At 71.7% G+C, this 17,129-nt stretch carries 17 protein-coding genes; 5 read left to right on the top strand and 12 right to left on the bottom strand.

Annotated features, from left to right (window positions below):
- Positions 1 to 236 precede the first annotated feature (236 nt).
- The 3 genes from ACSQ14_RS03260 to ACSQ14_RS03250 all read right to left on the bottom strand — a co-directional run bounded on the left by ACSQ14_RS03260 (position 237) and on the right by ACSQ14_RS03250 (position 3,123).
- A complete protein-coding gene (locus tag ACSQ14_RS03260; RefSeq protein WP_436009678.1) occupies positions 237 to 1,562 on the bottom strand; it encodes a hypothetical protein in 1,326 nt (441 codons plus the stop codon).
- Positions 1,563 to 1,689: 127 nt separating this feature from the next.
- On the bottom strand, positions 1,690 to 2,148 hold the full coding sequence (locus tag ACSQ14_RS03255; protein ID WP_436009676.1) for an NfeD family protein: 459 nt from the start codon (positions 2,146 to 2,148) through the stop codon (positions 1,690 to 1,692).
- A 3-nt stretch (positions 2,149 to 2,151) separates the two neighbouring features.
- Entirely contained in the window at positions 2,152 to 3,123 is a 972-nt protein-coding gene (locus ACSQ14_RS03250; protein ID WP_436009674.1) for an SPFH domain-containing protein, read from the bottom strand.
- 109 nt (positions 3,124 to 3,232) lie between these two features.
- Between ACSQ14_RS03250 and ACSQ14_RS03245 the strand changes: the two genes are divergently transcribed.
- Positions 3,233 to 3,766, top strand: a complete 534-nt coding sequence (locus tag ACSQ14_RS03245) for a YbjN domain-containing protein (protein ID WP_436009672.1) — start codon at positions 3,233 to 3,235, stop codon at positions 3,764 to 3,766.
- 10 nt (positions 3,767 to 3,776) lie between these two features.
- Here the strand turns inward: ACSQ14_RS03245 and ACSQ14_RS03240 are convergent, their stop codons facing one another.
- The 4 genes from ACSQ14_RS03240 to ACSQ14_RS03225 all read right to left on the bottom strand — a co-directional run bounded on the left by ACSQ14_RS03240 (position 3,777) and on the right by ACSQ14_RS03225 (position 7,827).
- A complete protein-coding gene (locus ACSQ14_RS03240; protein WP_436009670.1) occupies positions 3,777 to 4,601 on the bottom strand; it encodes a hypothetical protein in 825 nt (274 codons plus the stop codon).
- On the bottom strand, positions 4,598 to 5,395 hold the full coding sequence (locus tag ACSQ14_RS03235) for a 3-hydroxybutyrate dehydrogenase (protein ID WP_436009668.1): 798 nt from the start codon (positions 5,393 to 5,395) through the stop codon (positions 4,598 to 4,600). The genes ACSQ14_RS03240 and ACSQ14_RS03235 overlap by 4 nt, the downstream gene beginning before the upstream one ends.
- A gap of 4 nt (positions 5,396 to 5,399) precedes the next feature.
- Positions 5,400 to 6,203 (bottom strand): peroxide stress protein YaaA, encoded by an 804-nt coding sequence (gene yaaA / locus ACSQ14_RS03230; protein WP_436015343.1) that lies wholly within the window; start codon positions 6,201 to 6,203, stop codon positions 5,400 to 5,402.
- 214 nt (positions 6,204 to 6,417) lie between these two features.
- Positions 6,418 to 7,827, bottom strand: a complete 1,410-nt coding sequence (locus ACSQ14_RS03225; RefSeq protein WP_436009666.1) for an FAD-binding oxidoreductase — start codon at positions 7,825 to 7,827, stop codon at positions 6,418 to 6,420.
- 203 nt (positions 7,828 to 8,030) lie between these two features.
- On the opposite strand from ACSQ14_RS03225, the gene ACSQ14_RS03220 reads away from it, so the two are divergent.
- Positions 8,031 to 8,660: a PaaI family thioesterase gene (locus ACSQ14_RS03220; protein WP_436009664.1), complete on the top strand. Its 630-nt coding sequence runs from the start codon at positions 8,031 to 8,033 to the stop codon at positions 8,658 to 8,660.
- A gap of 6 nt (positions 8,661 to 8,666) precedes the next feature.
- Here the strand turns inward: ACSQ14_RS03220 and ACSQ14_RS03215 are convergent, their stop codons facing one another.
- Positions 8,667 to 9,581, bottom strand: a complete 915-nt coding sequence (locus ACSQ14_RS03215; RefSeq protein ID WP_436015341.1) for an L-threonylcarbamoyladenylate synthase — start codon at positions 9,579 to 9,581, stop codon at positions 8,667 to 8,669.
- Positions 9,582 to 9,893: 312 nt separating this feature from the next.
- Here ACSQ14_RS03215 and ACSQ14_RS03210 point away from each other — a divergent pair, with 312 nt between their 5' ends.
- Both ACSQ14_RS03210 and ACSQ14_RS03205 read left to right on the top strand, forming a co-directional pair.
- A complete protein-coding gene (locus tag ACSQ14_RS03210; protein WP_436009662.1) occupies positions 9,894 to 11,639 on the top strand; it encodes an acyl-CoA dehydrogenase in 1,746 nt (581 codons plus the stop codon).
- A 7-nt stretch (positions 11,640 to 11,646) separates the two neighbouring features.
- Positions 11,647 to 12,243: a DNA-3-methyladenine glycosylase gene (locus tag ACSQ14_RS03205; protein ID WP_436009660.1), complete on the top strand. Its 597-nt coding sequence runs from the start codon at positions 11,647 to 11,649 to the stop codon at positions 12,241 to 12,243.
- A 111-nt stretch (positions 12,244 to 12,354) separates the two neighbouring features.
- On the opposite strand, the gene ACSQ14_RS03200 is transcribed toward ACSQ14_RS03205, so the two are convergent.
- Complete coding sequence (locus tag ACSQ14_RS03200) at positions 12,355 to 13,368, bottom strand: S8 family peptidase (protein WP_436009658.1); 1,014 nt, start codon at positions 13,366 to 13,368, stop codon at positions 12,355 to 12,357.
- Between the two features lie 96 nt (positions 13,369 to 13,464).
- The gene (locus ACSQ14_RS03195) at positions 13,465 to 13,947 is read right to left on the bottom strand and encodes a peroxiredoxin (RefSeq protein WP_436009656.1); all 483 of its coding nucleotides are present in this window, start codon (positions 13,945 to 13,947) and stop codon (positions 13,465 to 13,467) included.
- 112 nt (positions 13,948 to 14,059) lie between these two features.
- Between ACSQ14_RS03195 and ACSQ14_RS03190 the strand changes: the two genes are divergently transcribed.
- On the top strand, positions 14,060 to 14,623 hold the full coding sequence (locus tag ACSQ14_RS03190) for a YqgE/AlgH family protein (RefSeq protein ID WP_436009654.1): 564 nt from the start codon (positions 14,060 to 14,062) through the stop codon (positions 14,621 to 14,623).
- Between the two features lie 137 nt (positions 14,624 to 14,760).
- Here ACSQ14_RS03190 and ACSQ14_RS03185 read toward each other — a convergent pair whose 3' ends face one another.
- Positions 14,761 to 16,395 (bottom strand): putative bifunctional diguanylate cyclase/phosphodiesterase, encoded by a 1,635-nt coding sequence (locus tag ACSQ14_RS03185; protein WP_436009652.1) that lies wholly within the window; start codon positions 16,393 to 16,395, stop codon positions 14,761 to 14,763.
- Between the two features lie 59 nt (positions 16,396 to 16,454).
- Positions 16,455 to 17,066 carry a GNAT family N-acetyltransferase gene (locus tag ACSQ14_RS03180; RefSeq protein ID WP_436009650.1) on the bottom strand — a complete coding sequence of 204 codons (612 nt, stop codon included), beginning with the start codon at positions 17,064 to 17,066 and terminating at the stop codon, positions 16,455 to 16,457.
- Between the last annotated feature and the right edge of the window lie 63 nt (positions 17,067 to 17,129).

Raw genomic sequence — 17,129 nt, 5'->3', positions numbered from 1 at the left:
CGGGTCTCCTCCTGGCGGCGCGGAGTCTACGCTCCTGGGCGCGTAAACGCCCCCTCAGTCGGCTTCGCCGACAGCTCCCCCGCACGCAGGGGAGCAGCGATCCAGCTCCTCCCCTGCGAAGCGGGGGAGGTGGATCGGCGCGCAGCGCCGAGACGGAGGGGCGTTCGTCAGCGGCCCAACGAAAAAGGCCCGCGGGTTTCCCCGCGGGCCTCGATCGTTCGGCGGATCCGCCGAGCTTAGGTGTTGCCCTTCAGCTGGCAGCCGCCAGTGAAGGCGCAGCCGCTGGCGCCGATGGCGCTGACGGTCGGCTTGGTGTTGTACTCGATCATGTAGCCCTTCAGGCCGTCGGCGCAGGCCACCTCGACCATCACCGTGCCCTTGGCGGTCTGGCCGCTGATGCGGGCGTCGGAGACCGAGCAGGTGCTCTTGCCGTGCTTCTTCAGGTCGGCGGTCAGGGCGGCGAAGCCCCGGTCGCTGCCTTGAGTGCACTTGAAGCCGAGGGCGAGCGCGTGCCCGCAATCCAGCACCTGGCCCTTGCCGGTGGCCGGGAACAGGCCGACGGCGCCGGTGCCGTCCTTGCAGACCAGTTCGACGGCTTCGTCGGTGCTGCCAGCGCGCGGCGGGAAGACCGCATACTTGGTGACGTCGCAGTTGGAGCCGGCGTTGCGGGCCAGCGTGGTGTAGGTCGCCGCCTGCTCGGCCCCGGCCTGCCGCGAGTCGGTCAGGGTGCAGCCGCCGAGGATGTTCTGCGCCTGGCCGCAGCTCCAGGTCTGGGCGAGCTTGCCCTGGCTGACCTTGAACATGTAGCCCTTGCCGTCCTGGCAGGAGGCCTCGAAGAAGTCCGAGCCGTCCTTGGCGTTGCCGATGAAGCGGCGGTCCTTCACGACGCAGCCGTTGTTGGCGGACTGCGCCAGGCTGTCGACCACGGCGAGCCGCGTGGCCTTGTCCGACAGTTCGCAGCGCACGTTGCCGGTGGCGTCGTCGAAGTTCAGGCAGTTCTGCGCTTCGGCCGGCTTAGTGGTGTCGAGCGGCGCGCTGGCGATCAGGATGTAGCCGGTGCCGCCCTGACAGGCGACCTCGAGGATGGTGTTGGTCTTGGTCTGACCGATGCCGCGGGCCTTTTCAGGCAGGCATTGCACGCCGGCCTTCGCCAGCAGCGGCGCGAGCTGCGCCTTCGGGTCGGAGTTGCCCGGCAGCACGCAGGTGATGGCGCCTTCCTTCGGCGGCTGGCCGGCCGGCTGGGCCATCTCGATGCAGCTGAAGGCCGCCGGCGGCGCGCCGGCCGCAGCCTGCACGACGAAGCCCATGTTCGAGCCGCAGGCCACTTCGTAGTAGGCGGTCTCGACCTTGGTCTTGGGGTCCTTGGACTTGCCGATCAAGCGGGCGTCGCTGACCTGGCAGCCGAGGCCCGCGGCCTGCACGATCGCCGGCGCTTCGGCCATGCCCTGCTTGCGCTGCGCGTCGGACACCGGCGCCGCGCCCTTCGGGGCGGAGATGACCACGGCCGGCGCCAGCACCGCCGCGCATAGGGCCGCGGCGACCCCCCATCCGATAGGCCTCATGTCGCTTCTTCTCCTGGGTGTTTCGTTTTTTAAGCGGGCACATAAGCGCCCGGATCATTCCGCGGTCAAGAAGAGGCGCCAAGCCGGCCGAAGTGTGGCCAAAGCCCCGCACCGCGGCCTTGAGTAATCAGACGCCGCGCACCTTGAGCCGCGCGCCGGAGACGCCGGCCACCCGGACCTTCGCGCCTGCTTCCAGGGCCTCGTCGCCTTCCAGCTCCGCCGCCCACTCCTTGCCGTCAATGAAGACGCGGCCCTCGCCGCCGTGGAAGGCGGCGACCACCCGCCCCTCGTGGCCGACCACCCGGGCGATGTTGTCGTTGATGTCCTCCTCGCCGCCGCGGGCGCGGCGCGGGAAGTAGCGTCGCGCCGTCAGCGTCGAGGCGATCACCAGCACCGCGAAGATCATCACCGCCACCGCCACCGGCAGTTGGCCGAAGACTTCGATCATCGCGACCACCGCGGCCGAGGCCGCGGCCCAGAGCAGCCAGCCGGTGCCGGTCGCCACTTCCGCCGCCAGCAAGGCCGCGGCCAGGCCCGCCCAGATCCAGGCCGGATGCGTCAGATAAAGGTCGCCGATCAGCGACATGGCTCATCCCTCCGTCGGGGGAACCGCCGGGCCGCGGGCGCGGCCGCGCGGCGGCGGAGCGGACGGCCCCAGGTCGCCGCCGGACCTCAAGAGTTCGGCGACCCCGGCGATCGAACCGACCAGCGACCCCATGTCGGCCGGCACGATGACCGTCTTCTGTTGCGGGCTCTCGGCCAGCCGGCCGAAGGCCTCGACGTACTTCTGGGCGACGAAATAGTTGATCGCCTTCACGTCGCCCTTGGCAATGGCGCTGGAGACCAGCTCGGTCGCGGTGGCCTCGGCCTGGGCGGAGCGCTCGCGCGCCTCGGCGTCGCGGAAAGCCGCCTCCTTGCGCCCCTCGGCCTCGAGGATGGCCGACTGCTTGGAGCCCTCGGCGCGAGCGATCGCCGCCTGTTTCTCGCCGTCCGCCTCGGTGATCACCGCCCGCCGCTCGCGCTCGGCCTTCATCTGCCGGGCCATGGCGTTGGTGATGTCCGGCGGCGGCTGCAGGTCCTTGATCTCGATGCGGGTGACCTTGACGCCCCACGGGCTGGTGGCCTCGTCGATCACCGTCAGCAGCCGCGAGTTGATGTGGTCGCGCTGGGACAGCACCTCGTCGAGCTCCATCGAGCCCACCACCGTGCGCAGGTTGGTCATGGTCAGCTGGGCGATGGCGTAGTGCAGATTGTCCACCCGGTAGGCCGCGGCTGCGGCGTCCATCACCTGGATGAAGACGATGGCGTCCACCTGGACGGTGACGTTGTCCTTGGTGATCACCTCCTGGCGCGGCACGTCGAGCACCTGCTCCATCAGGTTCACCCGCCGGCCGATGGTCTCGACGAAGGGGGTGAGGAAGCTGATCCCGGGCTTTAGCGTGCGCGTGTAACGGCCGAACCGCTCCACGGTATACTCGCGTCCCTGAGGCACGATCTTGATCGCGCCGAGCGCCACGACCACCGCCAAGATGACGAAGACGACGAGAACGGTGAAACCCATGCGGCCCTCCAACAACCCTTTGGCGAGCTTATCCACAGGCCGCGGTTCGCGCCATCCCGGTGACCGGGACACGCTCCCGCCCTGCTCCGGGTTTTGCTAAGCCGTCGACATGATCCGCAAAGCCCTCGCGCTCGCCGTCGTCGCCGCAGCCTGCATGGGCGCCGCGCCCAAGCCCGCGGCGCGCGCCGCCAAGCCCGCCGCCGCGAGCCCTTCGCGCGCCCTCGACAACCGCGACCCGGCGAGCATGATCGCGGTGCTGTCGGCCTTGGGCGCCGAGGCGACGGTCGCCCGCCGCGACGGCGACGCGGTGTTCCTGGCGGTCACCTCGGCCACCGAGGTGTTCTCCGCCCAGTTCGCCGGCTGCGACGCCCAGGGCCGCGGCTGCCAGGCGGTGTTGTTCGACCGCCAGGGCGAGGAGGGCGCGCCGACGCTGGCCCAGCTGAACGCCTTCAACCAGACCTCGGTGATGTGCCGCCTCTACCAGGACCGCTCCGGCCGGCCGCACGTGCAGTACTCGGCGCTGTTGTTCCCGAAGGACGGCCGCGACGAACTGGTGATGCACCTGAACGCCTGGCGCGGCTGCATCGCAGACTTCAACGCCTTCCTCAAGGACCCCGCGGGCTTCCTCGCCGGCGCGGCCTGACGCGACGACGTCAGGGCGTCGGCGGCTCCGGCAGCCGCACGGCGACGATCTGCCGGTCGGCGCGACGAACGCCGTACAGGCGACGCGGGTCGCTCGGATCCAGGGCGATCGCCTGGCCTTCGATCGGCGCGGCGATCGTCGCCACATGCTCGAGCAGGGCGCCGTCGGGCGGCGCGCGGAGCACATAGATTTCCGGCGCGTCGTGGCCGGTGACGTAGAGCAGGCCGCCCTCGCCCCAGACGCCGCCCGACGCGCTTTTCGGCGCGAGGCGCGCCAGCACGGTCGGCGGGAAGCGCCAGACATGGAGCCGGCGCCAGTCATCGTCGAACTTGACCAGAAGGGTGGCGCGATGGTCGCGGCCGGGCTCCCCGCCCTTGCCGTCGTAGTTGGCGAGGCAGGCCCACCAGGCGCCGTCGCGGCGGGTGAGCCAGGTCAGCGATCCCCCTTGCCGACCCAGGGCGATCGACCGGAGGTGGCTGAGGCTGCGGCGGTCGAAAACCTCCACCGTGCTGAGCATCGGCGTGGCCGGATAGTTCGAGCTGGCGCAGACCAGCTCGCGCCCGATCGCGGAGCAGGAATTGAGGTGCGGGAACACCGCCGGATCGCCCGACCAGGCGCCGGTCTTGCGGCCGCTCGCTTTGTCGTAGCGGCCGATCTCGGAATTGCCGATGGCGTAGAGGGCGTCCTCGTCGGCCGCGACGCCCTGGGTCGCTTCCGGCGCGTCGTAGCGGCGCACCAGCTCGGCGCTCAGCGGCGACTGCGCCAGGGCCGGCGCCGCGGCGAGCGAGGCCTGCGCCAGGCAGAACAACGCCAGCCGCCGGCGCCCGCGGCTCACGTCGCCGTCCAGCCGCCGTCCAGCGAGAAGGCCGCGCCGGTGGCCGACGCGCCGAGGTCGGAGACCAGGTAGAGCAGCAGCCCCGCCAGCTCGTCGTATTCGACGAACCGCTTGTTCGGCTGGGCGGCGAGAATGACCTCGTCCAACACTCGCGCTTCGGGGATGCCGCGGGTCTTGGCCTGGTCGGCGATCTGCGCCTCGACCAGCGGCGTGCGCACATAGCCCGGGCAGATGGCGTTGACGGTGATGTTGGTGCGCACCAGCTCCAGGGCCACCGACTTGGTGAAGCCGACCACCCCGTGCTTGGCCGCGACATAGGCCGACTTGAACGGCGAGGCGACCAGCCCGTGAGCCGAGGCCAGGTTGACGATCCGCCCGCGGCCCTGGGCCTTCATGATCGGCACCGCCGCGCGGGTCGCATGGAAGGCCGAGGACAGGTTGATGGCGATGATCTGGTCCCACTTCTCCGGCGGGAAGTCCTCGACTGCGGCGACGTGCTGGATCCCGGCGTTGTTCACGAGGATGTCGAGCCGGCCGAACTCGGCCTGGGCGAAGCCGACCATTTCGGCGACCTCGACCGGATGGGTCATGTCGGCGCCGTGATAGTGGACGCGGACCCCGGTCTCGGCCGCCAGCTCCGCGCGCTCGGCCTCGATCTGCACCGGGTCGCCGAGGCCGTTCAGCACGACGTCGACGCCTTCCAGGGCGAGGCTGCGGGCCAGGGCGTGGCCGATGCCGCTGGTGGAGCCGGTGACGATCGCCGCCTGGCCCTTCAGGCCGTAGTCCCTGGCCATGCCCTCAGGCCTCCTGTTTGCGCCGCGCCGCGGCTGGCGGGTCCGGCTGCGGCCGGGCGAAGGTGAACTCGTCGTCGTTCGAAAGCGAGGGGGCGAAGCGGTAGCCCGCCACGTCGAACGCCTTCAGGTCGCAAGCCTGCTCGATCCGGTTGTCGATTGCGTAACGGGCGAGCATGCCGCGGGCCTTCTTGGCGTAGAAGGAGATGATCCGCGCCTCGCCGTCCTTTTCTTCCAGGAAGCGGCAGGACAGCACCGGCAGCTTCAGCGCCTTGCGGTCGACCGCGCCGAAATATTCGCCGCTGGCGCAGTTCACCAGCGTCTTGTCCTTGTGGCCCATGGCCGCCGTGTTGAGCGTCGCCGAGATGCGGTCGCCCCAGAAATCGTAGAGGCTCTGGCCGCGCTTGGTCTTCAGCCGCGTGCCCATCTCCAGCCGGTAGGGCTGCATGGCGTCGAGCGGCCGCAGCACGCCGTAGAGGCCCGAGAGGATGCGGACGTGGTCCTGCGCCCAGGCCAGCCCCTTCTTGTCGAGCTCGCGCGCCCGTAGGCCGGTGTAGACGTCGCCGTTGAAGGCGAACACCGCCTGCAGCCCCTCCTCCGACTCCGGCTCGAAGGCCTGGAACCGCTCGCGGTTGAGCTTGGCGAGGTTCTCCGACAGCGACATCAGCCGGCGCAGATCCGCCGAGGTCAGCTTGCGGGTCACCTTGGCGAGCTCGGCGGTGTCCTCGGTGAGCTGCGGCGTGGTGAGGGAGACGGCCTCCTGCGGCGCGGTGAAGTCGAGGGCCTTGGCCGGCGAGAGGACGATCAGCATGGGGGTGGGTTTGCCGCTCTGCCGAGCTTGGCGCAAGCGGCCTCTTGCCACGCTCCACGCCACAGCTGTCATCCCGGTTTTCGCGCAGCGAAAGACCGGGACCCAAGAACACGGCAGCTGAGGTGAATCGCTGCAACGCCGCGCGACGAAGTCTGACGCCGTGTTCTTGGGTCCCGGACAAGCCGCTGCGCGGCTTTCCGGGATGACAGGGGTATTAGAACAGCACCCGCGGGTTCATGATCCGCTTCGGGTCCAGGGCGGCGCGGATGGCTTCCAGCGCGGCGACCTCGACCGGGCTCTTGTAGCGCCGGGCCTCCTCGGTCTTCATCGCCCCCAGGCCGTGCTCGGCGGAGATCGAGCCGCCGAGGCTGGCGACGAGGTCGTGCACCCGCCGCGAACCCGCCTCACGCCGGGCCGAATGCTCGGCGTCGGACCCGCCGTCCGGGCGCAGCACGTCGTAGTGGATATTGCCGTCGCCGATGTGGCCGAAGGCGGTGATGCGGGCGTCGGGCACGATCTGGCGCACCGTCGCATCCGCCTGCTCCAGGAAGGTCGCCACCTGGCTGACCGGCACGGCGACGTCGTGCTTCCAGGTCGCGCCCTCGGGCTTCTGGGCCGGCGACTGGTTCTCGCGGATCGCCCAGATCGCCTTCGCCTGAGCCTCGGTCTGGGCGACCACCGCGTCGCGGATCAGCCCGTCCTCCAGGCCGCGCTCGAGGAAGCGCTCCATCGCCGCCTCGGCCGCGCCCGGCTCGCCGGAGCCGAACTCCGCCAGCACATACCAGGGATGGGCCTCGGCCAGCGGATCGCGCGTGCCGGGGATGTTCTTCAGCGCAAAGTCGATCCCCAGCCGACACATCAGCTCGAACGCCTCGACCCCGCCGCCGGTCTCTTCCTTGGCGCGGGCCAGCAGACGAATGGCGGTCGCCGGCGCATCGACGCCGACCAGCGCCACGGCGCGCGAGGCCAGCAGCGGATAGAGCTTCAGGGTCGCGGCGGTGACCACCCCCAGCGTCCCCTCGGCGCCGATCAGCAGCTGCTTGAGGTCGTAGCCGGTGTTGTCCTTGCGCAGCCGCTTCAGGCCGTTCCAGACCTCGCCGTTGGGCAGCACGGCTTCCAGGCCCAGCACCAGGTTGCGCACCATGCCGTAGCGCAGCACCTGGGTGCCGCCGGCGTTGGTCGAGATCACCCCGCCGACCGTCGCGGTGCCTTCCGACGCCAGCCCGACCGGAAAGCGCCGCCGCACGCCCGCGGCCGCCTCGTGCACCGCGGCCAGGGTGGCGCCGGCCTCGGCCACCAGCACCTCGTCGTCGACGTCGATGTCGCGGATCGCCCGCATCCGCTCGGTCGAGAGCAGCACCTCGCCTTGCGGGATCTGACCGCCGACCAGGCCGGTGTTGCCGCCCTGTGGGGTGATCGCCACGCCGGCCTCGGCGCAGATCCCGATCACCGCGGCGACCTCGGCCGTGGTTTTCGGCAGCACCAGCAGCGGCGTGGTCCCGCGCCAGCGGTCGCGCCATTCCAGCAGCTTCGGCGCCAGCCGGTCCGGATCCTCGCTCCAGCCGGCCTCGCCGAGCACGGACTTCAGGCGGGACAGGACGTCGGCGGGCACGGGCTTGGTCATGAGCGGGAAGATAGACCCGGGGGCTCGCGGCGGGGAGCCGGAATACGCCCGCCCGAGCTTCGTCACGCCGCATCGACCGACGGCCGGCGCTCGCCTATTGCCCAGGCGGCGAACGCCGCAGCGATACCGCAGGCCGGGCTATGGCCCCGCGGGGCCTGCGCCGATATGGCTGATCGCCGCCATCACCTGGAAGGAGCGCCGCCTTGCGCGACGAGACCTCGCTCGCCGTCGTCGACCCGGACCACGCCTGGCCGGCCCCCGATCGGACGTTTCCCGACGTCGGCGGCCCGTACGTCGAGATGATCGACACGCTACGCGAGTTCCTCGACACGGTCGCCGGCGCGCGGCCGGACGCGGCGACGATCGCTGCGTTGAAGGACGACCTCGCCGCCTGGACCAAGCGGCTGGGGCCGCAGGTCGTGCCCGAGCGCGAGCAGCTGTTCGCCCGCCTGCACGAGGCCCCCGGCCGCGGCCAGACCATGTCGCCGGCGCTGCACGTCGAGGTCTGCGATCCCGGCGACTTCCGCGGCCACGTCACCTTCGGCCGCTACTTCCTCGGGGTGAACGGCGCGGTGCACGGCGGGACCCTGCCCTTGATGTTCGACGAGGTGCTGGGCCGCACTGCCGCCCATTCGGGGCTGCGCCTACGCACCGCCTATCTGAAGACCAACTTCCGTGCGTTGACGCCGCTCGACACCCGGCTGGAGGTGCGCGGCTGGCTCGAACGGCAGGAAGGCCGCAAGTACTTCGTCCGCGGTGAGCTGCGCCACGGCGACGTGGTCTGCGCCGACGCCGAGGGGCTGTTCGTCGCCCTGCGGCCGGAACAGCAATAGCCCCCGCTAGCCGACGAACCCGGCGGCGCGCTTCAACCGGTCGTTGATCGCCTCGCCGAGGCCCTCGTGCGGGATCGGCGCGACGGCGATGGCGGTCGGCGCGCTGCGATCGGCGGCGCGCAGATAGGCGAACAGATTGGCGGCGACCTCGCGCAGGTCGCCGCTGGGGCTGAGGTTCCACACCTGCTCGCCAGCGGCCGCCGGCCCGAAGGCCAGGTAGGCCTCGCCGGGCTGCGGCGCCTCGGCCTCCAGCCGCACCGGCGACTTGGGCGCATAGTGGCGCGCCAGTCGGCCTGGCGAGCGCTTGGCGTCGGCTTCGGCCTCGGCCAGCGGGCCGATCAGCGCCTCGATCTCGCTCCGGGTCACCGCGCCCGGCCGCAGCAGCCGCGGCGCGTCGAGCAGGGCGACGACCGTGGATTCCAGGCCGACCGCGCAGGGCCCGCCGTCGAGCGCGGCGGCCGCCTTGTCGCCGGTCTCCTCGACCGCGTCGGCGTAGGTGGTGGGGCTCGGCCGCCCCGAGCGGTTGGCCGAAGGCGCGACCACCGCGCCGCCGAACGCCGCCAGCAGCCGCCGCGCCAGCGGGTGCGCCGGCATCCGCACCGCCACCGTGTCCAACCCGGCCCGCGCCAGGTCGCAGACCGCGTCCGTGTCGCCGACCGGCAGCACCAGCGTCAGCGGCCCCGGCCAGAAGGCCTGCGCCAGCCGCTCGGCGCGGGCGTCGAAGCGGGCGATGCGCCGCGCCGCGGCCAGGTCGCCAACGTGGGCGATCAGCGGATTGAAGCTCGGCCGGCCCTTGGCCTCATAGACCGCGGCGACCGCCTGCGGGTTCGCCGCGTCCGCCGCCAGACCGTAGACGGTCTCGGTCGGCAGGATCACCAGCCCGCCGGCGCGCAGCGCGGCGGCCGCCTCTGCGATCTGCATCTCGCCGGGCTGGGAGCGGTCGTCGTTCACGCCGGCTGGTTACACCGCCAGGCCGCGCCTTGTCGAACGCAGGCGAGACATGATCCGCTCGTCCGGGCGAAGGCCGGGATCCAGATGCCGGCCGCGGCGCGTACAGAAGCTCCATGGCGATCTCCCTTCGGACACCAGCGTCTTTCATCTGGATCCCGGCCTTCGCCGGGACGAGCGGAATCGGGGGACGTGTGCGGGGAGAACCCGTGCGCCACGCCGCTTGGATCGCCGGGTCGCGTGGCCTAAAGAGGCCGGGTTCTTTTCGATCTTGAGGCCCGATCCATGACCTTCCGCGCGCCAGTCCGAGAACTCGCCTTCGCCATGAAGACCGCCGGCTTCGACGCCGTTCTCGAGAAGGGCTACGCGGACACCGACTTCGAGACCGTCGCGGCGGTGCTGGAGGCGGCCGGCGATTTGTCGAACGAGGTGCTGGCGCCGCTCAACCGGGTCGGCGACACGGTCGGCGCGAAATACGCCAACGGCCGGGTGACCGCCGCCCCGGGCTTCGCCGAGGCCTACAAGCAGTTCGCCCAGGGCGGCTGGACCGGCCTCGTCGCCGAGCCCGAATTCGGCGGCCAGGGCCTGCCGAAGGCCGTCGAGCTGGCGGTGTTCGAGATGGTGCAGTCGGCCAACATGGCCTTCGCGCTCTGCCCGATGCTCAGCCTGGCCTCGATCGAGGCGCTGACCCGCCACGGCACCGAGCGGCAGCAGAAGTACGTCCTGCCGAAGCTGATCAGCGGCGAATGGACTGGCGCCATGGTGCTGACCGAGCCGCAGGCCGGCACCGACCTCGCCGCGCTGACCACCGTCGCCAAGCCCGACGGCGAAGGCGGCTATCGGCTCTACGGCCAGAAGATCTTCATCACCTGGGGCGACCACGACATGGCGGACAACATCGTCCACCTGGTCATCGCCCGCACCCCCGACGCGCCTCCCGGCGTGAAGGGCATCAGCCTGTTCCTGACCTCGCAGAAGCTGATCGACGAGAACGGGAACCTCGGCGCGCGCAACGATTTCCGACCGATCTCCATCGAGCACAAGATGGGCATCCACGGCTCGCCCACCTGCGTGATGCACTACGACGGCGCCCAGGCCGAACTGGTCGGCGAGCTGAACAACGGCCTGGCGCACATGTTCGTCATGATGAACGCAGCGCGGCTGGAAGTCGGCGTGCAGGGCGTGGCGATCGCCGAGCGGGCCTTCCAGCAGGCGCTGGCCTTCAGCCAGGAGCGCGTGCAGGGCAAGCCGCTCTGGTCGAACGGCGGGACGGGGATCTACGGCCACCCGGACGTGCGCCGCACCCTGCTGCTGGCCAAGGCCAAGACCGAGGCGGCGCGCGGCATCTGCCTGATGACCGGCGTGGTGGCCGACCTCGCCAAGGTCGCCCCGACCGCCGAGGAGCGCGCCGGCGCCCTGGCCCGCCAGGAGCTGCTGACGCCGATCGCCAAGGCCTGGTCGACCGACGTCGGCGTCGAGATCGCCTCCTCGGCGCTGCAGGTGCACGGCGGCATGGGCTACATCGAGGAGACCGGCGCGGCGCAATACTACCGCGACGCCCGCATCCCGCCGATCTACGAGGGCACCAACGGCATCCAGGCGATCGACCTCTCCGGTCGGAAGCTGAAGATGACCAACGGCGCGACCATGCGCGAGCTGTGCGCCGAGATCCTACTGACCGCCGAGGCCCTGACCGAGAGCGCCGAACTGGCCCCGGTCGGCCGCCGGCTGGCGCTCGGCGTCCAGGCGCTGGAGAAGGCCACCGACTGGCAGCTCGCCAACCAGGGGCCGAACAGCCTGCTCGGCGCGACCACCTACCTGAAGCTCGCCGGCGACGTGATCGGCGGCTGGTTCCTGGCCCGCCAGGCGCTCGCCGCAGACGGGGCCGACGCCCCGTGGCTGAAAGCCAAGGCCTCGCTGGCGCGGATCTTCGCCAGCCAGGTGCTGACCCAGGCGCCGGGCCTCGCCGAGGCGGTCATGGAGCCGCTGCCGGAGATGGCCGAGATCGCCCCCGAGGCGCTCGCCGGCTGAGCCCCGCTTGGAGCTTGCGGCCTTCTTCGCCCGCCATCCGCTCGCGGTCGCCCGCGACCTGATCGGCTGGACGCTCAGCGTCGACGGGGTCGGCGGGCGGATCGTCGAGACCGAGGCCTATCACCACGAGGATCCGGCGGCGCACAGCTACACCGGGCGGACGCCCCGTAACGCGGCGATGTTCGGCGCGGTCGGCCGCGCCTACGTCTATCGCTCCTACGGCATCCACTGGTGCCTGAACCTGGTCTGCGGCGAGGATCCCGGCAGCGCGGTGCTGATCCGCGCGCTGGAGCCCGCCGCCGGGCTGGAGCTGATGCGCCATCGCCGCGGCCTGGACGAGCCGCGCAGCCTCTGCTCGGGCCCCGGGAAGCTCTGCCAGGCGCTGGCGGTCACCCGCGCCCACGACGGCCTGCCGCTGGACCACGCGCCGTTCGCCCTCAGCTCCGGCCCCGCAGCCGGCGTGGTCGCCGGCCCGAGGATCGGCATCAGCAAGGCCGCCGACCTGCCCTGGCGGTTCGGCGAGGCCGGCTCGCGGTTCTTGAGCAAGCCGTTTCCCTCTCCCACTGTCATCCCGGTTTCGCGCAGCGAAGACCGGGACCCATGAACACGGCGCGGCAGGCTGGAGCGCGGCGTTCCCGCGAAGACTTCCCGGCGCCGTGTTCATGGGTCCCGGACAAGCGCTACGCGCTTTCCGGGATGACAGCCTGAGAGAGCCCTACTCCGCCACCGCGAACGCGCCGCTGAGGTCCAGCATGCCGCGGCCGTAGACCTCCTCGCCGCCGGCCGCCGGCGGGCGCGCCGCGGCCAGCACGCGCTCGGCCGCCTGCGGGCCGCTGAGACCGGGATGGGCCTCCATCATCAGGGCGATGGCCCCGGCGACGAACGGGGCGGCGAACGAGGTGCCGGAGGCGTACTGGCAGCTCTTGCGGCAGTCGGTGAGGATCCACTGGCCAGGGGCCAGCACGTAGCGGGCCTTGGCCTCGCCAGCGCGGTTCGACCAGGGCGCGATGTCGCCGTCGAAGCCGGCTGCGCCCGCGACCACCATGGACCTGGCGAACCTCGGATCGGCGGCGTAGCGCGCCGGCCAGGCCGGGGCGCTCTGGGTGTCGTTGCCGGCGGCCACGACGACGACCGCGCCGCTGTCGACCGCGCGCCGCAGCGCCGCCTCGAACAGCGGGCCGAGCGGACGCTGGGCCTGCACCGGCAGGATGATGATCCGCGCGCGCAGCGCCACGGCGGTGTCGACGGCGCGGGCGATGTCCGCCGGCCAGAAGGCGCACTCTCCGCGATAGCCGCCGTCCATGTCGGCGCGGATCTCCAGCAGGGTGGCGTTGTAGGCGACGCCGACCGTGCCGGCGCCGTTCAGCGCCGAGCCGAGCGGCTGGGCCACCCAGGCGCCGTGCCGATCGGTGAAGCGCGCGGTGCGCTCCACCAGGTCGACGGAGTCGCGCGACAGGTTGCGGCCCAGGTCGTCGCGGCGGCGGACCCCGCAATCCACCAGGGCGATGCGCACGCCGCGCCCGGTGTAGCCGGCGGCGTAGGCGCGGTCGGCGCCGATCGCCTGCAGGCCCCAGCTGCGGCGGTACTCGATGCTTTCGGCGTCCGGACGCTTGACCCGCGCCCCGTTCACCCGCGTCCAGGCGGCGCCCGGCGCCAGCGCACTGACGGCGACCGCCGCGAGCCCGACGATGGCGGCGCCGCGCAGGCGCCGCGCCAAGCTGTTGAGCACCTAAGGACCTCTTCGGTCCGGCCAGCAGGCCGGGGACCGAGGAAGGATGAGCGCGCCGCCGAGCGCCCGCAAGCGCAGCGGGGGCGCGCACTTAACCTAAAGCTGGGTCAGCATGTGATCGGCGGCGGAGACCTTGAATTCGCCGGGGGCCTCGACGTTCAGCGTCGTCACCACGCCGTCCTCGACGATCATCGAATAGCGCTGCGAGCGCTTGCCCATGCCGAAGCCGGTGGCGTCCATCTCCAGGCCGATCGCCTTGGTGAAGTCGCCGCTGCCGTCGGCCAGCATGGCGATGTCGTCGCCGACCGCCTGGTCCTCGGCCCAGGCGCGCATGACGAAGGCGTCGTTGACCGACAGGCAGGCGATCGCGTCGACGCCCTTGCCCTTGAGGTCGTGGGCCGACAGCTTGAAACCCGGCAGGTGCTTGGCCGAACAGGTCGGCGTGAAGGCGCCGGGCACGGCGAACAGCGCCACCCGCTTGCCCTTGAAGAAGTCGTCGCTCTTCACCGGCTTGGGCCCCTCGGCCGTGGCCTCCGTCAGCGTCACGCTGGGCAACTTGTCCCCAACCTTGATGGTCATCGCCGTTCCTCCTCAACCGAGGCTTGGCAGATAGCGACCATTGCGCTCGCCGCAACCGGCGTTTGAACGATCGCGCTTGAAAGCCCGGCGTTCCGGGCCAAATCTGTTGGGGATGGATCACGGCTTCTTTTCCGGCCAACTGCTGATCGCCATGCCCGGCATCTCGGACCCGCGGTTCGAGCGCGCGTTGATCCTGGTCTGCGCCCACGACGAACATCACGCGATGGGGCTGGCGCTGAACCAGCCGGTCGAAGGACTCAGCGTCCCCGACCTGCTGGAGCGGCTGGACATCGCCGACGAGGTCAAGGCCCCGCCGGACCTGGTGCTGATCGGCGGGCCGGTGGAGCGCGAGCGCGGCTTCGTGCTGCACACCGACGACTACGCCAGCGCGCATTCGATCGACGTCGGCCCCGGCCTGACCCTGACGGCGACCCGCGACGTGCTGGAAGCCATGGCCCAGGCCAGCGGCCATCCGCGCAAGGCGATCCTCGCGCTCGGCTACGCCGGCTGGGGCCCGGCCCAGCTGGAGAACGAGATCAAGGAGAACGTCTGGCTGACCTGCGAGCCCGATGAGGCGCTGATCTTCGGCGGCGAATATGAGCGCAAATGGACCCGCGCCCTGGCCAAGCTCGGCATCGACCCCGAGCGGCTGAGCTCGATCGCCGGGCGGGCTTAGACTAACCCGCTCATCCCCGCGAAAGCGGGGACCCAGGTGTTTTTGTTGTGCTGCGGCGGTCGGCGTCTGAGCGAACAGAAAAAGCCTGGATCCCCGCTTTCGCGGGGACGAGCGGGGGGAAGGACCGGCGAGCGCTGCTACCCCACCTTCCGCGCTGGTCGGCCGGCGATGTCGCAGCTCTCGATGTAGGCGGTCGCGTCCTGCGGGCAGAGCGGCTGCGAGAAGCCGAAGCCCTGGGCGTAGTCGCAGCCGAGCTCGTACAGCCGCTGCGCGGTCGCCGCGTCCTCGACGCCCTCGGCCACCACCTCGAGCGCCAGGTCCTGCCCGAGCTTGACGATCGAGGAGACGATCTTCGCCGAGCCGGGGTCGCTGCACATGGTGCGCACGAAGAAGCCGTCGATCTTCAGCGTGTCGAACGGCAGTCGCGTCAGATAGGACAGCGACGAGAAGCCGACGCCGAAGTCGTCGAGCGCCAGGGTGACGCCGGCGTCGCGCAGGCTGCGCAGCACCACGGCGGCGCGCTCGGGATCGCGCATCACCTCGCCCTCGGTCACCTCCAGCTTCAGCGCCCCGGGGGGCAGGTTGGCCTCGCGGCGCAGCGCCCGGGCCTCGCCCGGCAGGTCGGGGCGCTCGAGCTCGCCGACCGAGAGGTTCACCGCCACGGTCAGCTCGGCGGCGGCCGGCCGCACGCGGCGCCAAGCCGCCAGCTGGGCGGCCGCCTCGCGGCGCATCATCGCCCCCAACTCGCCCATCATGCCGAGCTCTTCGCAGAGCGGCAGGAAGTGCTCCGGCGTCAGCAGGCCGCGGCGCGGGTGGCGCCAGCGGACCAGCGCCTCGAAGCCGGCCAGCGCGCCGGTCCCGAGCCGGACGATCGGCTGGTAGAAGGGCCCGAGCTCGCCGCGGCCGATGGCGCCTTCCAGGTCCGCCTCCAGCGCCAGGCGTGAGATCCCATCGCCGAGCACGCCGGGCGCGCGGCGGCCGCCGGTCTTGCCCGCCTCCACCTGCAACTCGGCGCGGCGCAGCAGCTCGGTGGCCTCCAGCGCGTCGGCCCCGCCCGCCGCCTCGATCACCGCGAGCGACAGTTTCGGATGGATGTCGAAGCCGGCGATCCGCATCGGCCGCTCGAGCTCTGCGCGCAGCGCGTCGAGCGACGGCTCGCCGGCGGGCCAGAGCGCGGCGAACTCGTCCTCGCCGATGCGCGCGACGATCGCCCGCGACGGCAGGGCGGCGGCCAGCCGCGAGCCCAGCGCCGCCAGCACCAGGTCGGCGCGTTCGTGCCCGAGCGCCTCGTTGAGCCGGCGCAGGCGGTCGAGGTCGGCGACCAGCAAGCGGTGCTGGCCCGGGGCCTGCAGCCGTTCGCGGGCGCAGCAGATGAAGCTCTGCCGATCGAGCAGGCCGGTGAGGCTGTCGCGCTCGGCGGCGGCGAAGCGGGTCTCCGGGGCCAGCACGCCGACGGCGCGCCCATCCTCCAGCCACTGGCCGCGCCAGACGCAGGGCTCGGCGCCGCGCATCCGCAGGCGCGCGGCGACCTCGACGCCGGCCGGTTGCGGCTGCAGCAACTCATCGGCCTGGTGGCGATCCTGGGGCAGCACCAGCGCGCGGAAGGCGGCGGAAGAGCAGTCGGGCGTCAGCGGGCCCAGGCCCAACTCGCGGGCGACGCCGGTCAGCAGCAGGCGGTCCTCGTCAGGGCTCCAGGCCCAGAGCGCCGCCCCGCCCGCGCCGAGCGCGGCGAGCGTCGTGGACACGTCCCAGAATGAGCCCCCGCCCGCCATTGGACGCGATCGCCTGCCTCGCGGCGCGCGGCGCCGCACTCATGAACTGCGGGCGTCGCTCACACCGACACCCCTGCGTCCAGGCCGTCGGCCCCGCCATAGGGCGAGACCTGGCCGAACAGCACATGATCGCGCCAGGCGCCGTTAATTTTGAGATAAGCTTTGGCGTAGCCTTCCTCGGCGAAGCCGGCCTTCAACAGCAATCTGCGGGAGGGCGCGTTGTCGGGGATGCAGGCGGCCTCGACCCGATGCAGGCCGAGCGTGCGGAAGGCGAAGGTGCAGGTGGCGCGCACCGCCCCCAGCGTATGGCCCTGGCGGGTGAACGGCTGGCCGCACCAGTAGCCGACCGAGCCCATCTGGGCGACGCCGCGCCGAACGTTCGACAGGGTGATGCCGCCACACAGCGCGTCGTCGTCGGCGCGGAAGACGAAGAACGGATAGGCCAGGCCGAGGTCGCGGTCGCGCGAATAGGCCATCAGCCGGCGGCGGTAGGCGGCGCGGGTCAGGTCGTCGGACGGCCAGGTCGGCTCCCACGGCTGCAGGAAGGCGCGCGAGGCGGCCCGCAGCTCACGCCATTCGCCGTAGTCGGCGGCGCGCGGCGGGCGCAGGTAGATCCCCTCGCCCTCGAGGCGCAGGCCGCTCTCCGGCGCGATCCAGTCCAGCAAGGCCATCGCCGCAGGGTCGCCTATTTGGGCAGGGCGTCAAGCGGGGCGTTGCAAGCCTGAAACGCCCGC

The organism is Phenylobacterium sp. LjRoot219 (genome assembly GCF_964252995.1).
Classification (GTDB): Bacteria; Pseudomonadota; Alphaproteobacteria; order Caulobacterales; family Caulobacteraceae; genus Phenylobacterium.
The sequence above is the reverse complement of the archived record's forward strand: the minus strand, read 5'-3'. Positions and strand labels throughout refer to the sequence as shown.